We start from the raw sequence: 21,694 nt of genomic DNA, 5'->3' as shown, positions 1-21,694 counted from the left end.
TCCCGGGCTCAGGCGGTCGTGAAGAGGACCAGCGCGCCCAGCACGAAGACCGTGGAGGCGGCGAGCGCGCACGCGAACTCCACGACGATCCCCAGGCCGGCCGCCTTGAGGCCCGCCCAGCTGGAGTCCAGCGCCGCCCGGAGGTCCCGCTGGCGGGCGGTCTCGCTCAGCAGCAGGCCCACGAAGAACCCCACGAAGATCCCGACCACCGGGATCACGAACAGCCCCACCACGGCGCCGGCCGCGGCGTAGAGGAGGGAACGGTTGGGGATCTGCCGGCGCTTGAGCCGGGTCCCGGTGAGCACGGCGCTCGCGGCCATCCCGGCGATCGCCAGCGCGGAGCCGATCCCCAGCACGGTCCAGCCCTCGACCGCCTGGACCGTGAGGGCCCAGACGAGGAGGCCGACCACGATCAGGATCGAGCCCGGCAGCACCGGCACGATGATGCCGAGGCACCCGACGACGAGCAGGGCGGCGGTGATGAGGGTGGCGATGATCTCGGCAGTCACGCCCTCATCGTAGGCGCTGGGGCGGGCTGTCCCCCCAAGAGGCCGCAGACCGGGGCGGGTGGGCCGCCCTAGCCTGGGACAAATGGCCACCACCGTCCTGGACCCCGCGCGCCCCGGCACCGAGGAACTCGCCCCGCGCGGTTCCCGGTGGTTCCTGCTGGCCTCCGTGGTGCTGCTCCTGATCGGCGCCGGCGGGCTCTTCCACGCCAACGCCCCCGGGTGCTGCGGGGCGTCCCTCGGCGAGGGGCCGATCCGCACCGCGCCCGTCCCGGAGCCGTGGGGTGATGACGTCCTGGCCGCCGCCGAGCTCTCGGGGCTCCCGCCCGAGATCGTCGCCGCCCAGCTGGACGTCGAGAGCCGCTGGGACCCCCGGGCCGTCAGCCCCGCCGGGGCGCAGGGCCTCGCCCAGTTCATGCCGGACACGTGGAAGCGCTACGGCCGGGGCGACCCCTTCGACCCGCGAGCCGCCATCCGGGCCCAGGGTCTCTACCTCAAGGACCTGCGGCGCATGGTGCGGGGACTGGCGCCCGCCTCGGCCCGGGAGGAGATCGACCTGGTGCTCGCGGCCTACAACGCCGGGCCCACCGCGGTCCTGCGGCACGGCGGGATCCCCCCGTTCGCGGAGACCCGCGGCTACGTGGCGCAGATCCGCGAGCTCGCGGCCACGACGTACGCCGGGGTCGGCGGCTGAGCGCTCGTCAGCCAGCGGGCCGCCGGCTCCTCGCGAGGCCCCGCAGCGCCCTGCGGGCGGCGTGGTACCCGGCCATGCCGTGCACCCCGCCGCCCGGGGGCGTCGACGACGAGCACAGCCAGACCCCCGGCACGCCGGTGGCGTAGGGGTCGGCCTGCACGGCCGGCCGGAACACCTGCTGCAGCCCGTCCAGGGAGCCGCCGCCGATGTCCCCGCCCACGAGGTTCGCGTTCCACGCCTCCAGCCCGGCCGGGGAGGTGTCCACGCGCTCGCGGATCCGGTCGCGCACCCCGGGTGCGAAGCGCTCGAGCTGCCGGAGCACCCGCTCCCCCGCCCGGGGGTCGTCGCACCCGTGGGGGACGTGGGCGTAGGCCCACAGCACCTGCCGGCCCGCGGGCGCCCGGGACGGGTCGGCGGCCCCCTGCTGGGCCACGAGCACGAACGGGCGCTCCGGCAGCCGGCCCGCCCGGGCCTGCTCCTCCGCGGCGCCGATCTCGGCGAGCGTCCCACCCACGTGCACGGTCCCGGCCTCCGCCACGCGCGGGTCCCGCCACGGCACGGGGCCGTCCAGCAGCAGGTCCACCTTGTAGGAGGCCGTGCCGTAGCGCCACCGGGCGAGCGCCCGCCGGTACCGGTCCGGCAGCTCGAGCCCGCGCAGGCCCAGCACCTGCCGGGGCGTGAGGTCCAGCAGGACGACGTCGGCCGGCCGCACCTGGGCGAGGTCCGTCACCGGGGAGTGGACGAGCACCCGCCCGCCGTGCTCCTCGAGATCGGCCACCAGGGCGTCGACGACGGCCTGGGTGCCGCCGCGGGCCACCGGCCACCCCGTGGCGTGGGCGGCGGCGCCGAACAGCGTCCCGAAGGCGGAGGTCAGCGCGTGCCGCGGGGGCAGCACCGCGTGGGCGGCGGACCCGGCGAAGAGCCCCCGGGCCTGCTCGGTGCGGAACAGCGCCCGCGCCGTGGCCGCGGCGGGCCACGGCGCGCGCAGACCGAAGGACGCCAGGGCCCGCGGGTGCTCGGGCACGCGCACGAGCGGGCCCAGCACCGACTCGACCGTCTCCTCCCAGCGCTCCACCACGCCGCGGTGCAGCAGGGACCACGCCCGGCCGTCCGCGCCCAGCCCCGCCGCCGTGCGCTCGAGCGAGCGGTGCAGCAGGCCCGGCGGGCCGTCGTCGAGCGGGTGCGCGGCCACGACTGGCGGGTGCAGCCACTCCAGGCCGTGCCGGTGCAGGCCCAGCTGTGCGAACAGCGGGCTGGCCACGCCGAAGGGGTGGACGGCGGAGCCGAGGTCCACCACCGTGCCGGGGCCGAGCACGGCCGCGGAGCGGGCCGCGCCGCCGGCCGAGCCCGCCGCCTCGTGGACCGTGACGTCGAGCCCCGCACGGGCCAGCACCACGGCCGCGGCGAGCCCGTTGGGCCCCGAGCCGACGACCGCGGCCGTCCCCTGCACGGGCCGTCCTACCCGACCAGGGCGCTGCGCATGGTCCGCAGCGCCACGGACAGGGACGCGAGCTCCGCGGAGGCCTCGCCCGTGTCCTCGGCCTCGATCTCCCCCAGCACCTCGCGCAGCCGGCCCAGGCGGGACTCGTTGCTGGACTCCCAGGACTCCACCTTCTCCCGCGCGTCCTGGCCGGGGGCCTCGAGCGCCTGGTCGGCGAGGGCCACCAGGGTCGCGTACACGTCCTCCCGCATGGACATCCGCGCGAGGTTCTCCCAGCGGGTGGTCTGCGGCAGGCCGGTGATGCGGTTGAGCAGGCTCTCGATGCGGTAGCGGTCGTAGAGCCGGAAGTAGACCTTGGCGATGGTCTTGATCTGCTCCTCGTCGAGGCCGCCGTCCTCGGCGATCGCCTCGCCGGAGGCGTGGGCGAGACGGGCGACGTCGAGCAGCGCGAACGCGTCCAGCAGCTGCGACCACTCCGTGGCCAGCGCCCCGGGGACGCCCTGCCGCGCGGCGGCCTCCGCCCGCGAGTCGACCCTCTGCCGGGAGTCCTCCCCGAGCAGCCGGTCCTCGAGGAACCGGATGTCCACGGTGGGCTTGTAGCGGTCGATGACCTCGGCCACCGGGTTGGCGGTCTCCTCCCGGTTGATGAGCCAGCGCACCACGCGGTCCAGCAGCCGCCGCATGTCCAGGAACATCCGGTCCCACACCTCGGTGGGCACCTCCGCGGGCAGCTCCCGGTGCTGGTGGGCGTAGCGGTCGATCTCGTAGATCTGCACCGCCGCCACGAAGGCCCGGGCCACCTCCACGGGCCCGCACCCGGTCTCCTCCATCACGCGGTAGACGAACGGGATGCCGCCGTAGTTGACCATCTGGTTGGCCACCATCGTGCAGATGATCTCGGCGCGCAGGGGGTGGGTGCCGACGAGCTCGCCGAAGCGCTGGGTGATCTGCTCCGGGAAGTAGGCCTCCAGGACCTCCTCGAACCACGGGTCCTCGGCGAGACCGCCCTCGACCAGCGCCTCCGAGAGCTGGATCTTGGCGTAGGCCGCCAGCACGGACAGCTCCGGGGACGTGAGCCCGTGGCCGGTGCGGACCCGCTCGCGCAGCTGCTCGTCGGAGGGCAGGAACTCGATGCCCCGGTCGAGGTCGGCCTCGTCCTCGAGCCAGTGCAGGAACCGGATGTAGGCCTCGTTCAGGGCCCGCACGCGCGAGCGCTCCGTGGTGAGCAGCACGTTCTGCGCCACGTTCGTCTCGAGCACCAGCCCGGCGACCTCGTCGGTCATGGCCTCGATGAAGCCGGCGCGCTCCTCCGCGGAGAGCTCCCCCGCCACGACCATGCGGTCCACGAGGATCTTGATGTTGACCTCGCGGTCGGAGGACTCCACGCCGCCGGAGTTGTCGATCGCGTCCGTGTTGATCAGCGCCCCGTTCAGCGCGGCCTCCACGCGGCCGAGCTGGGTGCAGCCCAGGTTGCCGCCCTCGCCGACGACCTTGGCCCGGAGGTCCCGGCCGTCGACGCGGATCGGGTCGTTGGCCTTGTCCCCCACGTCCGTGGAGGTCTCCTGCGCCGACTTCACGTACGTGCCGATCCCGCCGTTGTACAGGAGGTCGGCGGGCGCCGTCAGGATCGCCCGCATCAGCTCGATCGGGGAGAGCTCCTCGACGCCGTCCTCGAGGTCGAGGGCCTCGCGGACCTGCGGGGAGATCGGCACGGACTTCGCGGTGCGCGAGTACACACCGCCGCCGGCCGAGATCTTTTCCGGGTCGTAGTCCTGCCACGAGGACCTCGGGCGGCCGAACAGCCGCTCGCGCTCGGCGTAGGAGACGGCCGGGTCCGGGTCGGGGTCGAGGAAGATGTCGCGGTGGTCGAACGCGGCCAGCAGCCGGATGTGCTCGGACAGCAGCATGCCGTTGCCGAACACGTCGCCGGACATGTCCCCCACGCCCACCACGGTGAAGTCCTCCGTCTGGGTGTCGACGCCCAGCGCGAAGAAGTGCCGCTTCACCGACTCCCACGCCCCCCGGGCCGTGATGCCCATGGCCTTGTGGTCGTAGCCCACCGAGCCGCCCGAGGCGAAGGCGTCCCCGAGCCAGAACCCGTACTCCGCGGAGATCGCGTTCGCGGTGTCCGAGAAGGACGCCGTCCCCTTGTCCGCGGCCACCACCAGGTAGGAGTCCTGGCCGTCGCGGCGCACCACGTTCTCGGGGTGCACGACGACGTCGTGGCCGGACCCGTCCCGGACGAGGTTGTCGGTGATGTCCAGCAGGGAGGCGATGAACAGCTTGTACGCCTCCCGGCCCTCCGCCACCCAGGCGTCCCGGTCCGCGGCCGGCTCGGGCAGCTGCTTGGGGTAGAACCCGCCCTTCGCCCCGTTGGGGACGATCACCGAGTTCTTCACCATCTGCGCCTTCACCAGGCCCAGGACCTCGGTGCGGAAGTCCTCGCGGCGGTCCGACCACCGCAGGCCGCCGCGGGCCACGGGCCCGAAGCGCAGGTGCGTGCCCTCGACCCGCGGGGACCACACCCAGACCTCGAACATGGGGTGCGGCAGCGGGGCCGTGCTGATCCGCCGGGGGTCCAGCTTGAACGCCATGGTGGGGCGGTGCCGGTACACGTTGGTGCGCAGCGTGGCGGCCATGCACTCGGCCAGCGCCCGCAGCAGCTTGTCGGCGTCCAGGGTGGGCACCTCGTCCAGGGCCTCGGTGAGCCGCCCCTGCGCGGCGTCGCGCTGGGAGCCGCGCACGGCGTCGTCGAGCGCCGGGTTGAAGCTCGCGTCGAAGAACTCGACCAGCGCCCGGGTGACCCGCGGGAAGCCCAGGAGCGTGTCCGCGATGTAGTCGAAGGAGTTCGGGTGCCCCAGCTGCAGGAGGTACCGGACGTAGGAGCGCAGCACGGCCACGGTCCGCCATGTCATGCGCTCCGTCAGGACCAGACGGTTCAGGGAGTCCGACTCGGAGCGCCCGGACAGCACCGCGCACAGGGTGTCCTCGATGAGGTCCTCGGTCTTGGCGTCCTCCGGGCCGGTCGCGTCCACGCCCTCCGGCAGCCGCACCCCGAAGTCGTAGAGCTGGAAGTGGCGGCCGTCGGCGGGGGTGACCTCGTACGGCTTCTGGTCCAGGACCGTCAGGCCGAGGTTCTGCAGCATCGGCAGCAGCTCGGTCAGGGACAGGGAGCGGGTCAGGTAGATGTTCAGTCGCACGCCCCCGGGGTCGTCGACGACGCGCACCTCCGCGGGCAGGTCCGGGTCCCGTCCCCACAGCTCCTCGCAGCGCTGGAGGTCCTCGACCGCCTCCTCGATCTCGTAGTCCGCCCGGTAGGCGTCCGGGAACGCCTCCGCCCAGTTCTCGGCGTGCGTCCGCGCGAGCTCCTCAGAGAAGTCCCGGTGGATCGCGCGCGCCAGCGCCTCGGACCAGGACCGCACCGCGGCCCGCAGCCGCGCCTCCAGGCCCGAGCGGTCGAAGGACTGCACCTGGCCGGTGTAGGGCAGCCGGATGCGGAAGAACAGGCGGGCGAGCGTCGAGGAGGAGAGCCGGGCATCGAAGTCGATGGACTCGGCGTCGAAGGTGCGCTTGAGCTCGGCCTCGATCCGCCCGCGCACCGACGTGTTGTACCGGTCGCGGGGCAGGAAGACGACCGCGGACATGAACCGCCCGAAGTGGTCCTGGCGCAGGAACAGCCGGGTCTGCCGCCGCTCGTCCAGGCCCATGACGCCGCGCATGATGTCGTAGAGCTCGTCCGCGGTCATGTGGAACAGCTCGTCGCGCGGGTAGTCCTCGATGTTGCCCATGAGGTCCCGGGCCGAGTGCGAGTCCTCGAGGAAGCCGAACCGCTCGGCGACCTCGGCCATCTTGTCCTTGATCAGCGGCGTCTCGCGGGCCGGCGTGTTGTAGGCGCGGCGGGTGAACAGCCCCAGCACGAGGTACTCGCCCACGATCCGGCCCTCGTCGTCGTACTTCGCGACGCCGATGTAGTCGAGGTACTCCCGGCGGTGGATCGAGGAGCGGCGGTTGGCCTTCGTGATGAACAGCGTGCCGGCCTCGCGCGCGTGCTCCCGGCCCAGCCCGGTCAGGACCTGCCGGTGCGGCTTGCGGTCGTGCTCCACGAGCAGGCCCAGCCCGGTCCCGGGACGGCTGACCAGGGAGAGGCCGCCGCCGGAGTCCTCGAGGTCGTACTCCTTGAAGCCCATGAGGATGAAGTTGCCCCGCACCAGCCAGCGCAGGAACTCCTGGGACGGTCCGATCAGCGGCGGGTGCCCGCCCTCGGGCAGGTCCAGCTGCCGCAGCCGGTCGAGCTCCTCCGCGAGCCGTCCGACGCGCTCCTTGAGCTCCACCTGGTCGTCGTCGACCCGCTGGACGTCCTCGAGCAGGCTCGAGAGCCGGGCCACGAGCTCCTGGGCGGTCTCGTCCGAGATCTGCCGGGAGAGCTCCACGGAGATCCAGGACTCCACCACGTGCGTGGTGCCCCCGTCCGAGCGGAATCCGGCCAGGCTGGGCAGCGCGGTGGTGTCCCCGCTGGAGGTGGCCGAGAAGTCCGGGACCTGCTGGAGCTCGCGCAGCTCGTGCGTCCCGGCGTCCCGGGCGGCGACGAGCACGGGGTGGATGAGCAGGCGGGCACCGCCCCACTTGGCGGCGATCTCCGCGGACACGGTGCTCACGAGGTAGGGGACGTCCTCGGTGACCACGAAGACCACGGAGGTCGAGTCCTCCTGGCGCACGCCCACGGCGATCTCCCGGGGCGCGCGGACCCGGCCCACCTCGTGGTGGTGGTCGGCCCGCTCGCGCAGCTGGTCCTCGGTGCGGGCGAGCAGGTCCTCCTGGGGCACGTGGCGGTAGTACTCGTTGATCCACGCCCGGTCCCCGGACCACTCGGGGGCCCGCGGGATCACCTGCAGCGCCTCGGTCCGGTCCTCGTCGGGGATCGTGTACTGGTCAGAGGCCACAGCCGCATCACGCCTTCGTCGCCGTGGACGGCAGGGGGCACGGTCCGTGCGCCGCCCTCGCCGCCCCAGGGGGTGGACGGCACCTCGTGGGACCGTCCCTGGTGGGTCCCAGCTTATTGAACGAAGCCGGGACTGTCAGGGTGCGGTGGACTCCGACACGTCATCTCGCAGGCGCGCCGCACCGAGGGCCTCCGTCCGCACGGGGACCACCTCGCAGTTGCCGATCCGGGGGTGGGCCTCCCCGTTGAGCTCGGAGACCGTCAGGCGGATGAGCGAGCCGTGCGCCACCACCAGCACACTGCGCCCGGGGTGGTCGGCGCGGATCCGGCGCAGCGCCGCCAGACCGCGGCGGACGACCGCCTCCGGCGGCTCCCCGGCGGAGAGCAGCTGCTCCCGCGCGGCGCCCTCGAGACCCGCCAGGCGCGAGCCCTCGAGCGGGCCGAAGCTGCGCTCCACGAGCTCGTCGTAGGTCGCCGCGAGCTCGAGGCCCAGGGCCTCGCCGATGATCCGGGCGGTCTCCACGGCCCGGCCGAGCGGCGAGGAGACCAGGACGTCCCAGCCGAGGGCCTGGGCGTGCAGGTGGCGGGCGACGACCCGGGCCTGCTCCCGCCCGGCGTCGTTGAGCGGGACGTCCGTGGCGCCCTGGAGCCTCTCCTCGAGGTTCCAGTCGGTCTGGCCGTGGCGGATGAGCACGATGCGTCCGGGGGTGTTCACGTCCCCCACTCTGGGCGACGGCCCGCCGGGGGGCAAGCGGGACGGCGGGAACCCCGGTCCGCGGGGGCCCGGGCACCGCACCGCGCCCGGTCACCGCCGGCACTCCGGGGCAGGACACGGACGGCCCGCGGCCCGAGGTCCTGGACGAACCGGGGCAATGCGGGTTGAGTGGCACGCATGACCACCTTCACGTTCAGCTCCCGCGTGCCCCACCCCGTCGAGGACGTCTTCGCCTGGCACGCCCGCCCGGGGGCGCTCACCCGGCTCACGCCCGCGTGGACGGGCTCCGTGGTGGAGGAGTCCTCGCCCCCGCTGCAGGACGGGACGCGGTCCCGGCTGCGGGTGGCCGTGCCGGGCTCCTACGGGCTGGCCTCGGTGCCCTGGACCGCGGAGCACCACGGCTTCGTCCCCGGGCAGGAGTTCCGGGACCGGATGGTGAAGGGCCCGCTCGCCTCGTGGGAGCACCACCACCGGTTCGACGACGACGGGCACGGCGGCACCGTGGTCACCGACACCGTGGAGTACGCGGCGCTGCCGGGCAGCAGGGCGTTCGGGGACCGGCTGATGAGCCCGGCGCTGGGCCGCCAGTTCGAGGCCCGCGCCCGGCGGCTGGCCGCCGACCTCGACCTCCACAGCCGCTATCCCGGCCGGCCCCTGACCGTCGCCGTCACGGGGGCCTCGGGCACCATCGGCGTGCAGCTGGCCGCGCTGCTGAGCACCGGAGGCCACACGGTCCTGCGCTTCGTGCGCCGCGAGGCGCGCACCCCCCTCGAGATCTCGTGGGACCCGGCGGCCGGGAAGCTGGACCCCGCCGCGCTGCGGGGGGTGGATGTCGTGGTGAACCTCGCCGGGCGCAGCATCGGGGGGCGGCTCACGGACGCCGCGAAGGAGCAGATCCACGACTCGCGGGTGCTCGGCACCCGGCTGCTCGTCCGCGCCTTCGTCGCGCTCGGCGACGAGGCCCCCGCCGCGCTGATCAACGGCTCCGCGATCGGCTACTACGGGGCGGACACCCACGGGGAGAGCGTCACGGAGAAGTCCCCGCCGGGCGACGACTTCCTCGCCGAGGTCTGCACGGCGTGGGAGCGGGCCGCCCAGGAGGCCGAGGCCATCGGCACCCGCGTGGTCACGGTGCGCACCGGGGTGGTGCAGAGCCCCGCCGGCGGCGCCCTCAAGGCCCAGCTGCCCCTGTTCCTTGCGGGGCTGGGCGGACGGCTCGGCTCCGGGGACCAGTGGCTGAGCTGGATCTCGCTGGACGACACGGTGGGCTTGTTCGCCCACGCGGTGCTCTCCCCCGGTCTGCACGGGCCCGTCAACGCCGTGGCCCCGATGCCGGTGACGGGCCGCGACTACGCGCGGACCCTCGGCAAGGTCCTCGGCCGGCCGGCCCTGCTGCCCACCCCGGGGTTCGGGCCGAAGCTCGTGCTCGGCGCCGAGGGCGCCGAGCTCATGGCGCTCGCGGACCAGCGGGTCTCGGCGGACCGGGCCATCGACCGCGGCTACCGGTTCCGCCACCCCGACCTCGGCTCGGCGCTGCGGGAGGAGCTGGGCCGCTTCTGACCCGCCCCGGCCCTGCCGACCGCCCGCCACCACCGCCGAGACCACCACGTCGGCCCGAGCACACCGCGGATCCGCGGGGTGCTCGGGCCGACGTGGTAGGTCAGCGGCAGGACGGCCGTCAGAGGCGGCCGGAGACCGGGAACCGCTCCCAGGCGCGGTGGCTCTTCATGAGCGTGACCACCTGCTCGACCACGGCGGCGGCGTCCTTGCCGGAGACCACGCCGGGCGCGCCCTCGGGCAGGCCGGCCGCGGCGAGCACCTGGCCCTTGGCGCCCCAGGTGCCGATGGCCTTGGCCTGGCGGAACACCTCGCCGAGCAGCAGGTGCACGCGCGGGTCCACGCCGCCGGGGGCGACGGCTCCGGCCTTCGCGTCGAGGCCCTGCCGGGCGCCCGGGGCCGGCGGGACGGCGCCGGCCACGAGCACCGAGTCGAACTCGACGGAGCGCGCCGTGAGGTAGGTCCGGTGGGCCACGACCTTCCCGCCGCGCCCGACCGGCCCGCCGTGCGGGGCGATGACCAGCGGCACCATCCCGGCGTCGTCGATCGCCGAGACCACGGCCAGGAGGTCGTTCTCGTCGGGGTCGGGGCCCACCACGATCCCCACCTGCCGGCCGTCGAGGGGCCACTGCCCGCCGACCTGGGACAGCGCGGGGCTGGGCTTGATCCTCCCGTGCTTGACGGTCGGCTTCGGCGCCGGCAGGCCCAGGCCCTGGGCGACCACGGCGCACAGCTTCTCGTCGATGTTGGCCAGGGCCTGCAGCTGGCGCTCCTTGACCGCCTGCTCCCAGCACTTGCCGAGCTCGAAGGTGTACGCCTGCGCGATGTGCTCCTTCTCGACGTCGCTCATCGACAGCCAGAACAGGCGGGTCTGGGTGTAGTGGTCCTCGAAGGTCACGGGGTTGCCGCGCTCCTTGACCGACTCCGCGACCGGGGCCGGGTGGTCGATGAAGGGGCGGGCCGGCTCGTCGGCGGGGAAGGGGTTGTTCCCGTCCAGCGAGTTCGGGTGGTAGGGCGCCACCCCGCTGTGCACGGCCGTCTGGTGCATCCCGTCCCGGAGCATGTCGTTGACCGGGGCGTGCGGGCGGTTGATCGGCAGCTGGGTCCAGTTGGGCCCGCCCAGCCGGCTGAGCTGGGTGTCCAGGTAGGAGAACAGCCGGCCCTGCAGCAGGGGGTCGTTGGTGACGTCGATGCCGCGGACCAGGTTGTTCGGGTTGAAGGCGACCTGCTCGGTCTCGGCGAAGTAGTTGGACGGGTTGCGGTTGAGCGTCATCAGCCCGACCGGCTCCACGGGCGCGAGCTCCTCCGGGACGATCTTCGTGGGGTCGAGCAGGTCGATGCCCTCGAAGACCTGCTCCTCGTTGTCCTCGAAGACCTGCACCCCGAGCTCCCACTCGGGGTGGGCACCGGCCTCGATGGCGTCCGCGAGGTCCCGGCGGTGCACGTCCGGGTCCATGCCCATCGCGATCTGCGCCTCCTCCCACAGCACCGAGTGCACGCCGAGCTTCGGCTTCCAGTGGAACTTCACGAGCACGCTGCGGCCGGCGTCGTCGACGAGCCGGAACGTGTGGACGCCGAAGCCCTCCATGGTGCGGTAGGACCGGGGGATGCCGCGGTCCGACATGTTCCAGATCGTGTGGTGCTGCGCCTCGGTGTGCAGGGAGACGAAGTCCCAGAAGGTGTCGTGGGCGGACTGCGCCTGCGGGATCTCCCGGTCCGGGTGGGGCTTGCCCGCGTGGATGACGTCCGGGAACTTGATGGCGTCCTGGATGAAGAACACGGGGATGTTGTTGCCCACGAGGTCCCAGGTGCCCTCGGAGGTGTAGAACTTCGTGGCGAAGCCGCGGGTGTCCCGGGCGAGGTCGGCGGACCCGCGCGAGCCGAGGACGGTGGAGAAGCGCACGAAGACCGGGGTCTCGACGTCCTTGCCGAACACGGCGGCGGAGGAGATCCTGCTCGCGGTGCCGTAGGAGCGGAACACGCCGTGGGCGCCGGCGCCGCGGGCGTGCACCACGCGCTCCGGGATGCGCTCGTGGTCGAAGTGGCTGATCTTCTCCCGGAAGTGGTGGTCCTGCAGGAGCACGGGACCGCGCCGGCCCGCCTTCAGGGAGTGGTCGGTGTCGGCGCGCCGGGAGCCGTGGGCGGTGGTCAGGTGCTCGCCGCCCTGGGCGTTGAGGGTCGGGTCGATCCCGGTGTCCTGGCCCGTGGGGCTCACCGGCTCCGGCGTGCCCTGGTCCGGCTTGGGCGGCAGCGGCGGGCGGGGCGTGGTGGGCTCCGCGAGCGGGGCGGTCTCGCTGCCGGGGACGCCGGGAGCCGTCGAGGCCTGCCCCTCGGTCCTCTGCCTCATCCTGTTCAGCCTCTTGCGCATGATGGACCTCCCGGTCGTCGAAGTGCGGTCGACACCGGCCGGTCCCGGTCCGCACGGACCGGAACGACCAGCTCACTTACCATTAGTGCACTCCCGTGAGGCAGGGCACAAGTCACCGGGCCCGCCTCCGCGCTGGGTGAACAGCCGACCGCGACCCGGACGGACGCCCCGGACGGAGCGGCACGGACCCCCTCGGCGCCGTGGCCGAGGGGGTCCGGGACGGAGGGGCTCAGTCCTCCTCGACGTCGACCCGCTCCTGGCGCACGGTCTCCTCGACCACCTCCGTGCGCTCCGTGCGGCGCACCACCAGGCGCACCCGCTCGTAGGGCACGCGCACCGTCTGCACCACGGGCACCTCCCGGTAGAGGATGACCTCGTCCTCCCCCACCGGCAGCTCCCGGCCGGCGAGGAACGCCTCGCGCTCCTCCTCGGTGACGGGGGTGCGGACCTCCTCGACGTCCTCGGACGCCAGGGTCTGCTCCGCGCGCACCGGCTCCTCCACCACGTACTTGCGCAGCCGGGCCCGTCCGGACTCGACGCGCTCGGTCCCGACCTGCAGCCGCTCCTCGTGCCGGACCACGGAGGGGGTCTCACCGGGGCGCCCACCGCCCCCGAGGTCACCGGTCACGTCCTCGGCCGCGTCCCCGGCGGCGTGGCGGCCGGCACCGCGCTCCGCCTCGGCCCGGGTCGTGGCGTCCGGGCCGGTGGCGTCCCGGTCCGTGGTGTCCCGGTCCGTGGCGTCCCAGGGCGTGGTGTCCGGGCCGGTGGCGTCCCCGCCTGTGGCGTCCCGGCCGGTCGCCTCCTGGTCGAAGGCCCCTCCGCCGGCGCCGGACGGCTCGTCGCGCCGGCCGTCAGGCCGCTCGTCGCCCACGCTCTCGCGGCCGTGGCCGGCCGTGGCGTCCGCCCCGGTCAGCGACTCGCCGGTCCCGCGCACGGGCGAGCCGTCGTCGCGGCCGGAGTCGTCGCCGTGACGGACGGCGTCGTCGTCCCCGGCGTCGATGTTGTAGGCGGGAGCCCCGCCGCGCGGGTCGCGCGTGTCGGTGGCGCCCGAGGTCGCGGAGCCGCCGATGTCGCCGTCCTCCCGGCCGTAGGCATTGTGGTCCCAGAGCTCGGTCGCCGAGCTGGGCGCGTGGCGCTCCACCCCGGTGTCGTCCGCGTCCCGCCCGCCGGCGCGCCCGGCGGTGGGCTCCTCGTGGGCGGACTCCTGGTCGTACGGACGGTCGTCGGAGGTGGACATCGTGGACTCTCCTCGGGGTTGCAGTCGACAGCCACATTTTATCAGCGTGCTGAGCTGTGGCGCATTCCACTCTACGGGGGACCGGGGACCGGCGCGCCGGGTCGCCCGCCCTTGTCCGCCCGGGCCCACGGTGCGAGGATCGATGCATGAGCACCTGGACCGCCCTCGCGGCCGGCGGCGCCGAGGCCGCGCGGACGGGGGCGTGGGAGAGCGGTGCGACGGTGGCCGGAGCGGTCGTCGTCGTGCTGATGGTGGCCGCCTCGGTCTCCCTGCTGCGCAGCCCGGCCCTGGATCCCGTGCTGCGCCTGCTGTGGCTGCTCGTGATCCTCGCGTTCCCCGTCGCCGGCGCGGGACTGTGGTTCGCGCTGGGCCGCCGGGCCCCGCGCCCGCAGGACCCGCACCCCGCGTAGCCCGCCGACACCCCCGCAGGACCCGGCCGAGAAAGGACTCCGCATGAGCTACACCCAGGACGGGCACGGGTTCTTCACCCGGGCCCTGGACGCCGAGGACCGCGGACGGCTCGACGAGGCCGAGACCGCCTACCAGCAGGCCATCGTGCTCTTCGAGGAGGAGGGCGACTCCCTCCAGGAGCAGGCCGCCTGCCACTACAACCTGGGTCATCTCTACCTCGGGATGAACCGCCCCGGCCGGGCCGTCACCGCCTACGAGAACGCCCTCGGGCTGTTCTGCCGCATCCCCGGCAGCGGCAAGCACCTGGCCCGCACGCACCTGATCCTGGGCAGCCTGCTGCTCGAGCTGGACCGCGCCCACGACGCCGAGGAGCACCTCCTCGACGCCCTGGGCCAGTACCTCGACGCCCCGCACGAGGCGCAGGACCAGGCGCAGTGCCACGTCAACCTGGGACGGGTGTACGAGCTGGGCGAGCGACACACTCAGGCCATCACGGCCTACAACCGGGCGCTGGACTTCTACCAGGAGACCGAGGCCACGGCCACGGACCAGGCGGAGTGCTTCACCGCCCTGGGCCGGCTCTACGAGCGCGCGGGCCGGATGAAGGAGTCCGGGGCCGCCTACGCGGCGGCCGCCCGCCTGCGCTGGTCCGCCGAGCAGCAGCGCCTGGAGCAGCAGAGCCCCACCCGGGACGCCGGGGTGCCCGACGGAGAGGACCGTTCATGAGTTCGCGCCTGATCTACGGCTGCATGACCATCGGGGGGTCGTGGGACGACGCCCCGCCGAACGCAGGGACCGTGGACCGCGCCCGGGCCGCGGTGCACGCCGCGCTGGACGCCGGCATCACCGACTTCGACCACGCCGACATCTACGCCCACGGCAAGTCCGAGGAGGTCTTCGGCGAGCTCCTCGCGGAGGACCCGGCGCTGCGCCGGAGGGTGCGCCTCCAGACCAAGTGCGGGGTGCGCCTGCCGGGCAACACCGCGGCACCCGGCGCGCCGACCCACTACCGGCTGGACCGGGACACGATCCGGCGCGGCCTCGAGGGGTCCCTCCGCCGGCTCCGCGTGGACTCCGTGGAGCGCTTCATGCTGCACCGGCCGGACCCCCTGGCCGATCCCCGGGAGGTCGCGGGGACCCTGGACGAGCTGCGCAAGGAGGGGCTGATCCGCTCCGTGGGCCTGTCCAACATGTCGACCCGCCAGGTGTCCCGCTACCAGCAGGTGCTCAGCACGCCCGTCACCGCCGTGCAGCTCGAGCTGAGCCTGCGGCACCGGAGCTTCGTGGAGCAGCAGATCCTGGCCAACCACCCCGAGGGCGCGGAGCACTCCTTCCCGGAGGGGCTCCTGGAGTACTGCGCGGCCGACGGAATCGAGGTGCAGGCGTGGGGCGCCCTGGCCCGCGGCCTGTACACCGGTGCGCCGATCCCGCCGGAGGACCAGCACGCCGCGGCCACCGCCGAGACGGTCCACCGGATCGCCTCGGCGCACGGCGTCCCCGGCGAGGCGGTGGTCCTCGCCTGGCTCATGAAGCACCCCGGCGGGATCCGCCCGGTGCTGGGGACCACCGACCCGGAGCGAATCGCCGCGTGCGCCGCGGCGGAGGAGCTCGCGTCCCGGCTCGGCCACGAGGACTGGTACGCGCTGCTCACGGCGGCGCGGGGCCAGTCCGTCCCCTGAGCCCGGACCGGCCGCTCAGCCCGTGAGCCGCGCGCCCAGCTCGCCGGCCGCCTCCCGGAGAGCGGGCACCATGTCCACGAGGTCCTCCAGCCGGTGCCGGAACACCGGCGCGGACAGCGCGAGCGAGCCGATGCAGCCCCCGCCCGGCCGCAGGACGGGCACCGCGACGGCGACCATCCCCACGTCGTGCTCCTGGTCCTGGGTGGCCCAGCCCTCCCGCCGGATCCGCTCGACCCGCCGGCGCAGCTCGTCCCGGTCCGTGAGCGTGGCCGGGGTCCGGGCCTCGAGCTCGATGGTGCCGAGCAGGTGCTCGCGCACGTCCTCCGGGGCGAACGCGAGCAGGCACAGCCCGAGGGCCGAGGAGTGCAGCGCGCCGCGGTAGCCGGGGTCGGAGGTGACCCGGAAGTCCGGCCCGTCCTCCTTGGCGAGGGTGTGGAAGCGGTCGCCGTCCAGGACGGCGAAGAGGCAGGACTCCCCCGTGCGCTCGACCATCCGCCGGAGCACGGGCACGACCGTCCCCGTGATCCCGAGGCGCTGGGCCACGCTGTGGGCGGCGTGGAAGATCTTCAGCCCCAGGACGTAGCGCCTGTCCTCCTGCAGCTCGGCGAAGCCGTCCCGGACGAGCGCGTTGAGCAGCCGGTAGGTGGTGCTGAAGGGATAGCCGCAGATCTTGGTGGCCTCGGCCGCGGTCAGCCCGTCCGGGTGCTCCCCCAGCAGCTCGAGCAGCCGGAGGGCCTTGCCCACCATGTCCTGGCGGACGGCCCCCGCCGGCTCCGGGGCCGTCACCGGGGGCACCCGGCGCCGGGGAGGGCGGTCCTGATCGACGTTCGCACAGCAGCGCTCCGTCCGTCCTGCGGTTGACATGTGGACCAGCTCACAGAGATCATGATCACACAGTAGCAGTGACTTCCACAATATGAGAACCAGATCGCGTTGTGGACCGAACCGAAGGACCTCCATGAGCTCAGCAGCGACGACCGCCGAGACCACGGCCCCGCCGCCCTCCGGCCGGACGCCCCGCAAGGCCGCGCTGGCCAGCTGGATCGGCAGCGCCCTCGAGTACTACGACTTCGCGGTCTACGGCACCGCCGCCGCCCTGGTGCTCAACCACCTCTTCTTCCCCGCCGAGACGTCCCCCGGCGTGGCCATCCTCTTCGCCATGGGCACCGTGGGCGTGGCGTACGTCGTCCGCCCCCTGGGGGCCCTGGTCATGGGTCCGCTGGCCGACCGGTTCGGCCGCAAGTTCGTGCTCATGCTGACCCTGTTCATGATCGGCGGGGCGACCTTCGCCGTCGGCTGCCTCCCGACCTACGACCAGGTGGGGATGCTGGCCCCGGTGCTGCTCGTGCTGTGCCGCGTGGTCCAGGGGCTGTCCGCCGCGGGCGAGCAGGCCAGCGCCATCTCCATGTCGCTCGAGCACTCCGACGAGGACCGCCGCGCGTACACCACCAGCTGGACCCTGCAGGGCACCCAGTTCGGGACCCTGCTGGCCACCGCCGTGTTCATCCCGTTCACCCTCCTGCCGGAGGAGGCGCTGTTCAGCTGGGGCTGGCGCGTGCCGTTCTGGCTCTCCGCCGTCGTCGTGGTGGTGGCCTACCTGATCCGCCGCCACCTGGAGGAGCCCCCGGCCTTCCGGGAGGCCCGCGCCGGGACCCCCGCCGAGCAGCCGGAGTCCCCGCTGCGCGTGCTCCTGCGGCACCACCGGGCCGCCGTGGTCCGGATCGCCGCGGCCGCCATGATCAACACCGTCAACGTGGTGTTCACGGTGTGGTCGCTCTCCTTCGCCACCTCCGTGGTCGGCCTCGAGCGCTCCACCATGCTGTGGGTCTCCGTGCTGGCCAACGCCGTCGCCCTGTTCGTGATCCCGGTCGTGGCCGTGCTCGCCGACCGCATCGGCCGCAAGCCCGTCTTCCTCGCGGGGGTCCTCGGCCCCGCCGTGCTGATGTACCCCTACCTCTCGGCGGTCCACGCCGGGAACTGGCCGCTCATCTTCGTGCTCGGCGCCGTCATGTCCGGGTGCTTCTACTCGATGGCCAACAGCATCTGGCCCTCGTTCTACGCCGAGATGCTGCCGCTGCGGGTCCGGGTCACCGGCCTGGCCCTGGGCACCCAGATCGGCTTCGCCGTCTCGGGCGGCTTCGCGCCCGTCCTCGCCTCCGCCGTGGCCGGTCCCGCCGGCGACAACTGGCTGGGCGTGGCCGTGTTCGTCACGGTCGCGTGCCTGATCTCCGGCGGCGCCGCGCTCACCGCGAAGGAGACGGCGCGGAAGTCCCTCGACGAGATCGACGCGCTGCACACCTCGCGCACCGAGGCCGCCGAGCTGCGCGCCCTCGAGGCCCGGGGCCGGGGCGCCGAGAACGAGGGCGCCGCGGAGCCGGCCGCCGCCGGGGCGGCACGCTGATGCGCACCTCGATCGCCACGGTCTGCCTCTCGGGCACCCTCGAGGAGAAGATGCACGCCGCCGCGGCCGCCGGGTTCGACGGGATCGAGGTCTTCGAGCAGGACCTGGTCGTATCCCCCTCCTCCCCCGAGCAGATCCGGGAGCTCGCCGGGCGGCTGGGCCTGAGCCTGGACCTCTACCAGCCCTTCCGGGACTTCGAGGCCGTGGGCCCGGAGCAGCTGGCCGCGAACCTGCGGCGCGCCGAGGCCAAGTTCCGGCTGATGGACCGGCTCGGCACGCAGACCCTGCTCGTGTGCTCCAACGTGGCCACGGCCGAGATCGACGACGACGAGGTCATGGCGGGGCAGCTGCGCCGGCTCGCCGAGCTCGCCGCGCGCCACGGCGTGCGCCTGGCCTACGAGGCGCTGGCCTGGGGGAGGTTCGTCAACGACTTCGAGCGCGCCCAGCGGATCGTGGACCTCGCCGACCACCCGAGCGTGGGGACCTGCCTCGACAGCTTCCACATCCTCTCCCGAGCCTGGGACCCGGCCCCGATCGAGGACATCGCGGCGGAGAAGATCTTCTTCGTGCAGCTGGCCGACGCCCCGCTGCTGAGCCTGGACGTCCTGTCCTGGTCCCGCCACCACCGGGTGTTCCCCGGGGAGGGCGACTTCGACATGGTCGGCTTCATGTCCCACCTGGTCCGCGCCGGCTACGACGGCCCCGTGTCCCTGGAGATCTTCAACGACGCCTTCCGCCAGGCCGACGTCAACCGCACGGCGGTGGACGGGCTGCGCTCCCTGCGCTGGCTCGAGGACCAGACCCGGCGGGCCCTGGCCGGGGAGCGGACCCGGGACACGCTCGAGCTCCAGCCGCTGCCCGCGGTCGAGGAGCCGGCCGGCCACGACTTCGTGGAGATCCGCACCGGGCGGCTCGGCGAGACCACCCGGCTCCTGCACCAGCTCGGCTTCGCCCTGGGCGGGCACCACCAGTCCAAGGAGAACGTGCAGGTGTGGGTGCAGGGACCGGTGCGGGTCGTCGTCAACGACGCGGTCCCGGACGGCTCCCCCACCGAGGTCGCCGCGCTCGGCTTCGACGTCGCCGACCCGGACGCCGCCGTCGACCGGGCCGCCCGGCTCAAGGCCCTGCCCGTGCCCCGCTCCCAGCGCGACGACGAGCAGGTCCTGCGCGGCGTGTTCGCCCCGGACGGCACGGAGATCTTCTTCTGCGAGCGCACGGCGGACGGGGTCCCGGCCTGGCTGGGCGAGTTCGGCGCGGACGACGAGCTCGACACGGGGGCCCTGGTCACCGGGGTGGACCACGTCAACATGGCCCAGCCGTGGCAGCACTACGACGAGGCCGTCCTGTTCTACACCTCGGTGCTCGCCCTCGAGGCGCAGGCCTCGCAGGACGTCCCCGGCCCCTCGGGGCTGGTGCGCAGCCAGGTGATGCGCTCGGCCAACGGGGCGGTGCGGATGCCGCTCAACGTGGCCCCGACCGCCGCGGAGCAGGGCTCCTTCGTGGGCGCGGCCTACCCCGAGCACGTGGCGCTGTCCTGCACGGACGTCTTCGCCGTGGCCCGGCGGGCCCGCCGGCGCGGGCTGCGGTTCCTGCCCGTGCCGCAGAACTACTACGAGGACCTCGACGCCCGCTTCGACCTCGACGCCGGGTTCGTGGCCTCCCTGCAGGAGCTGCACCTGCTCTACGACCGGGACGCCGAGGGCGAGTTCCTGCACTTCTACACGGAGACCCTGGGCACGGTGTTCTTCGAGGTGGTCGAGCGCCGCAACGGGTACTCCGGCTTCGGCGCGCCCAACGCCCCGGTCCGGCTCGCGGCGCAGTACCGGCGCTCGCAGGCGGCCCACCGGGCGCGCACGGAGGCCTGAGCACCCCGCCGCGGGGCGCGCGGGTCAGCGGAAGACTCGCGGGCCCGCGTGCGGGGCGAGGAGCTCCTGCTGCTCCGCCGAGATGCGCAGCACCGTCCCCGTGGCGGGCACGAAGAACGCGAGCTGGGTCTCGGCCCGCACGCACGCCCGGCGCGAGACCACGTCGGTGATCTCGAAGCCCAGCGTCAGCGCCCCGCCGCGGGCGGAGACGACCCACACCCGGACCTCCACCGGCGTGTTGCGGTACTCGAGGGGGCGGAGGTACCTGATCCGGTTCTCGGTGATCAGCGCCTGGGTGCCCTCCGGCAGCGCGGAGAAGAACGGGATCAGCGGGGGCTCCACCTGGTCGCCGGTGCCCACGGGCACGCCCAGGGCCGCGATCCGCGACTCCTCGAGCAGCCGCACGACCTCCACGTTGTTCACGTGCCCGTACGGGTCCATGTCGCCCCAGCGCATGGGCACCCGGCACAGCACCCCGGTCTCGTCCTCCACCGTCATGCGGTCCGTCCTCCTCGGTCCTCGACCTGCCGTGCGCACGGCAGGTCCGCGCGGCACGCCCGCGCGCACCGCACCGGCGTGCTACATCGTAGGCCCGCCCGGGTGGCCTCGGCCCGTCACACGGCGGCCGCGCCCAGCGGCGGGTGCGACAATGTCGGCTGATCCGGACTCCGTCCCCACGACCGGCGAGGAGCGGCCCCGATGCCCCGCAGTGCCCGCACCACCCGCCGCCCCGTCCACCGCTCCGCCCGGGCGACCTGGGTGCTCGTCCCGGTGCTCGCGCTGCTCCTGGTCTGGCTGGTCGCCGGCTGGACGGCGTTCCAGCACCCCCGGACCGACGTCCCGGCGCGCTCGGACGCCCTCCTCGTGCTGGGCCCGCCGGACCGGACCCGCATGGCCGAGGCGCTGCGGCTCATGGACGCCGGGGTGGCGCCCGTGCTGGTCGTGGCGAACCCCGGCACCGGCGACCTCGGCGACGCCTCGGGCCGGGTGTACTACACGCGGGCCGCGCAGACCTGCGCGGGGGGCGGCGAGCAGGACTACGAGGTGATCTGCTTCCGTCCCGACCCCTCGACCACCCAGGGCGAGGCCATGGAGCTGCGCGCGCTCAGCGAGCAGCGGGGGTGGGAGCACGTCAGCGCGCTCACCTACCGTCAGCACGTCGCCCGCTCCCGCCTGCTGCTGGAACGCTGCTACGCCGGGGAGCTGGACGTGCTCTCCTTCGACTACCCGGCCGTGCCGCGGGGTCACCTGCGGGAGTTCGTCTACCAGTCCGGCGGCTTCGTGAAGGCCTGGCTCACCCCCGGCTGCGACCAGCAGCTGCCGTGGCGGCCCAAGTCCCTGGACTGAGCGGGCGGCCGGGACCGTGCCCTGCGGCCCCCGCCTTCCCCCGGCGGGGCCCAGGGGAAAGACTGGGGCCATGACCGACCTGCAGTGCCCGGCCACCGCCGTCCTCCTCGACGAGGCCGGCCCTCCCCCGCCGTGGACCGCGCGCCTGCGCGTGGCCGAGCGGTTCACGGCCGGCGGCCCCGAGGAGCTGACGTCGCTCGTCGAGGACTCCGCAGACCTGTTCCGCGGGGAGACCTTCGTGGTCACCGCCCCCGCCGGCGCCATCGAGGCCGCGCTGCGGCGGCGGGGCGTGGGCGGGCGGGCGCCCGTCGTCGTCGAGGTGGACTCCGCGGGGTGGCGGTCCGTGCCCGCCCCCTGAGACCGGCCCCGCCACCGCACGGGACGGGCGCCGCGGACGGCCCCGAGCAGGGCCCGCGGCGGGGCCGGTGCCGCCGGGAGGAGGACCGCCGCACGGGCGTCCCGTTGTGCTGTCCGGCCCGGACCCTAGTGTTTCCGCTGGTGGGGCCGACCGGCCCGCCGCAACCGGGAATCCGA

Annotated in this window: 17 protein-coding genes; 9 read left to right on the top strand and 8 right to left on the bottom strand. The window is 74.1% G+C overall.

What is annotated here, in order from left to right; all coding sequences use genetic code 11:
• Positions 1–8 precede the first annotated feature (8 nt).
• A complete protein-coding gene (locus AC6CH6_RS11665) occupies positions 9–509 on the bottom strand; it encodes a DUF456 domain-containing protein (RefSeq protein ID WP_035925832.1) in 501 nt (166 codons plus the stop codon).
• An 82-nt stretch (positions 510–591) separates the two neighbouring features.
• Here AC6CH6_RS11665 and AC6CH6_RS11660 point away from each other — a divergent pair, with 82 nt between their 5' ends.
• Complete coding sequence (locus AC6CH6_RS11660) at positions 592–1,200, top strand: lytic transglycosylase domain-containing protein (protein WP_498255247.1); 609 nt, start codon at positions 592–594, stop codon at positions 1,198–1,200.
• A 7-nt stretch (positions 1,201–1,207) separates the two neighbouring features.
• Here the strand turns inward: AC6CH6_RS11660 and AC6CH6_RS11655 are convergent, their stop codons facing one another.
• The 3 genes from AC6CH6_RS11655 to AC6CH6_RS11645 all read right to left on the bottom strand — a co-directional run bounded on the left by AC6CH6_RS11655 (position 1,208) and on the right by AC6CH6_RS11645 (position 8,295).
• Positions 1,208–2,650, bottom strand: coding sequence for a phytoene desaturase family protein (locus tag AC6CH6_RS11655; protein WP_498255246.1), 1,443 nt, complete (start codon positions 2,648–2,650; stop codon positions 1,208–1,210).
• Positions 2,651–2,658: 8 nt separating this feature from the next.
• Positions 2,659–7,581 (bottom strand): NAD-glutamate dehydrogenase, encoded by a 4,923-nt coding sequence (locus AC6CH6_RS11650; protein WP_498255245.1) that lies wholly within the window; start codon positions 7,579–7,581, stop codon positions 2,659–2,661.
• A 135-nt stretch (positions 7,582–7,716) separates the two neighbouring features.
• Positions 7,717–8,295 (bottom strand): histidine phosphatase family protein, encoded by a 579-nt coding sequence (locus AC6CH6_RS11645; RefSeq protein ID WP_498255244.1) that lies wholly within the window; start codon positions 8,293–8,295, stop codon positions 7,717–7,719.
• A gap of 177 nt (positions 8,296–8,472) precedes the next feature.
• On the opposite strand from AC6CH6_RS11645, the gene AC6CH6_RS11640 reads away from it, so the two are divergent.
• Positions 8,473–9,855 (top strand): TIGR01777 family oxidoreductase, encoded by a 1,383-nt coding sequence (locus AC6CH6_RS11640; RefSeq protein WP_498255243.1) that lies wholly within the window; start codon positions 8,473–8,475, stop codon positions 9,853–9,855.
• A 118-nt stretch (positions 9,856–9,973) separates the two neighbouring features.
• Here the strand turns inward: AC6CH6_RS11640 and AC6CH6_RS11635 are convergent, their stop codons facing one another.
• Positions 9,974–12,199, bottom strand: coding sequence for a catalase (locus tag AC6CH6_RS11635; RefSeq protein ID WP_498255242.1), 2,226 nt, complete (start codon positions 12,197–12,199; stop codon positions 9,974–9,976).
• A 250-nt stretch (positions 12,200–12,449) separates the two neighbouring features.
• The gene (locus tag AC6CH6_RS11630) at positions 12,450–13,457 is read right to left on the bottom strand and encodes a YsnF/AvaK domain-containing protein (protein WP_498255241.1); all 1,008 of its coding nucleotides are present in this window, start codon (positions 13,455–13,457) and stop codon (positions 12,450–12,452) included.
• A 146-nt stretch (positions 13,458–13,603) separates the two neighbouring features.
• On the opposite strand from AC6CH6_RS11630, the gene AC6CH6_RS11625 reads away from it, so the two are divergent.
• The 3 genes from AC6CH6_RS11625 to AC6CH6_RS11615 are packed head-to-tail and all read left to right on the top strand — an operon-like array spanning position 13,604 to position 15,547.
• A complete protein-coding gene (locus AC6CH6_RS11625; protein WP_498255240.1) occupies positions 13,604–13,867 on the top strand; it encodes a PLDc N-terminal domain-containing protein in 264 nt (87 codons plus the stop codon).
• Between the two features lie 43 nt (positions 13,868–13,910).
• Entirely contained in the window at positions 13,911–14,594 is a 684-nt protein-coding gene (locus AC6CH6_RS11620) for a tetratricopeptide repeat protein (RefSeq protein WP_109268595.1), read from the top strand.
• Complete coding sequence (locus AC6CH6_RS11615) at positions 14,591–15,547, top strand: aldo/keto reductase (protein ID WP_498255239.1); 957 nt, start codon at positions 14,591–14,593, stop codon at positions 15,545–15,547. Before AC6CH6_RS11620 ends, AC6CH6_RS11615 begins: the two co-directional genes overlap by 4 nt.
• A gap of 15 nt (positions 15,548–15,562) precedes the next feature.
• Here the strand turns inward: AC6CH6_RS11615 and AC6CH6_RS11610 are convergent, their stop codons facing one another.
• Positions 15,563–16,333 carry an IclR family transcriptional regulator gene (locus AC6CH6_RS11610; RefSeq protein ID WP_498255238.1) on the bottom strand — a complete coding sequence of 257 codons (771 nt, stop codon included), beginning with the start codon at positions 16,331–16,333 and terminating at the stop codon, positions 15,563–15,565.
• Positions 16,334–16,505: 172 nt separating this feature from the next.
• On the opposite strand from AC6CH6_RS11610, the gene AC6CH6_RS11605 reads away from it, so the two are divergent.
• Together AC6CH6_RS11605 and AC6CH6_RS11600 are read left to right on the top strand one after the other, a co-directional pair.
• Positions 16,506–17,948 (top strand): MFS transporter, encoded by a 1,443-nt coding sequence (locus tag AC6CH6_RS11605; RefSeq protein ID WP_498255237.1) that lies wholly within the window; start codon positions 16,506–16,508, stop codon positions 17,946–17,948.
• Positions 17,948–19,813: a bifunctional sugar phosphate isomerase/epimerase/4-hydroxyphenylpyruvate dioxygenase family protein gene (locus AC6CH6_RS11600; protein ID WP_498255236.1), complete on the top strand. Its 1,866-nt coding sequence runs from the start codon at positions 17,948–17,950 to the stop codon at positions 19,811–19,813. Before AC6CH6_RS11605 ends, AC6CH6_RS11600 begins: the two co-directional genes overlap by 1 nt.
• 24 nt (positions 19,814–19,837) lie before the next feature.
• Here the strand turns inward: AC6CH6_RS11600 and AC6CH6_RS11595 are convergent, their stop codons facing one another.
• A complete protein-coding gene (locus AC6CH6_RS11595; RefSeq protein WP_017834068.1) occupies positions 19,838–20,311 on the bottom strand; it encodes an acyl-CoA thioesterase in 474 nt (157 codons plus the stop codon).
• Between the two features lie 201 nt (positions 20,312–20,512).
• On the opposite strand from AC6CH6_RS11595, the gene AC6CH6_RS11590 reads away from it, so the two are divergent.
• Positions 20,513–21,160: a YdcF family protein gene (locus AC6CH6_RS11590; protein ID WP_498255235.1), complete on the top strand. Its 648-nt coding sequence runs from the start codon at positions 20,513–20,515 to the stop codon at positions 21,158–21,160.
• 70 nt (positions 21,161–21,230) lie between these two features.
• Positions 21,231–21,518: a hypothetical protein gene (locus tag AC6CH6_RS11585; RefSeq protein WP_368812663.1), complete on the top strand. Its 288-nt coding sequence runs from the start codon at positions 21,231–21,233 to the stop codon at positions 21,516–21,518.
• The last annotated feature ends 176 nt before the right edge of the window (positions 21,519–21,694 follow it).

The organism is Kocuria sp. GQ42 (genome assembly GCF_059758435.1).
Note: the sequence above shows the minus strand (reverse complement) of the source record. Positions and strands in the feature narration are given on the sequence as shown.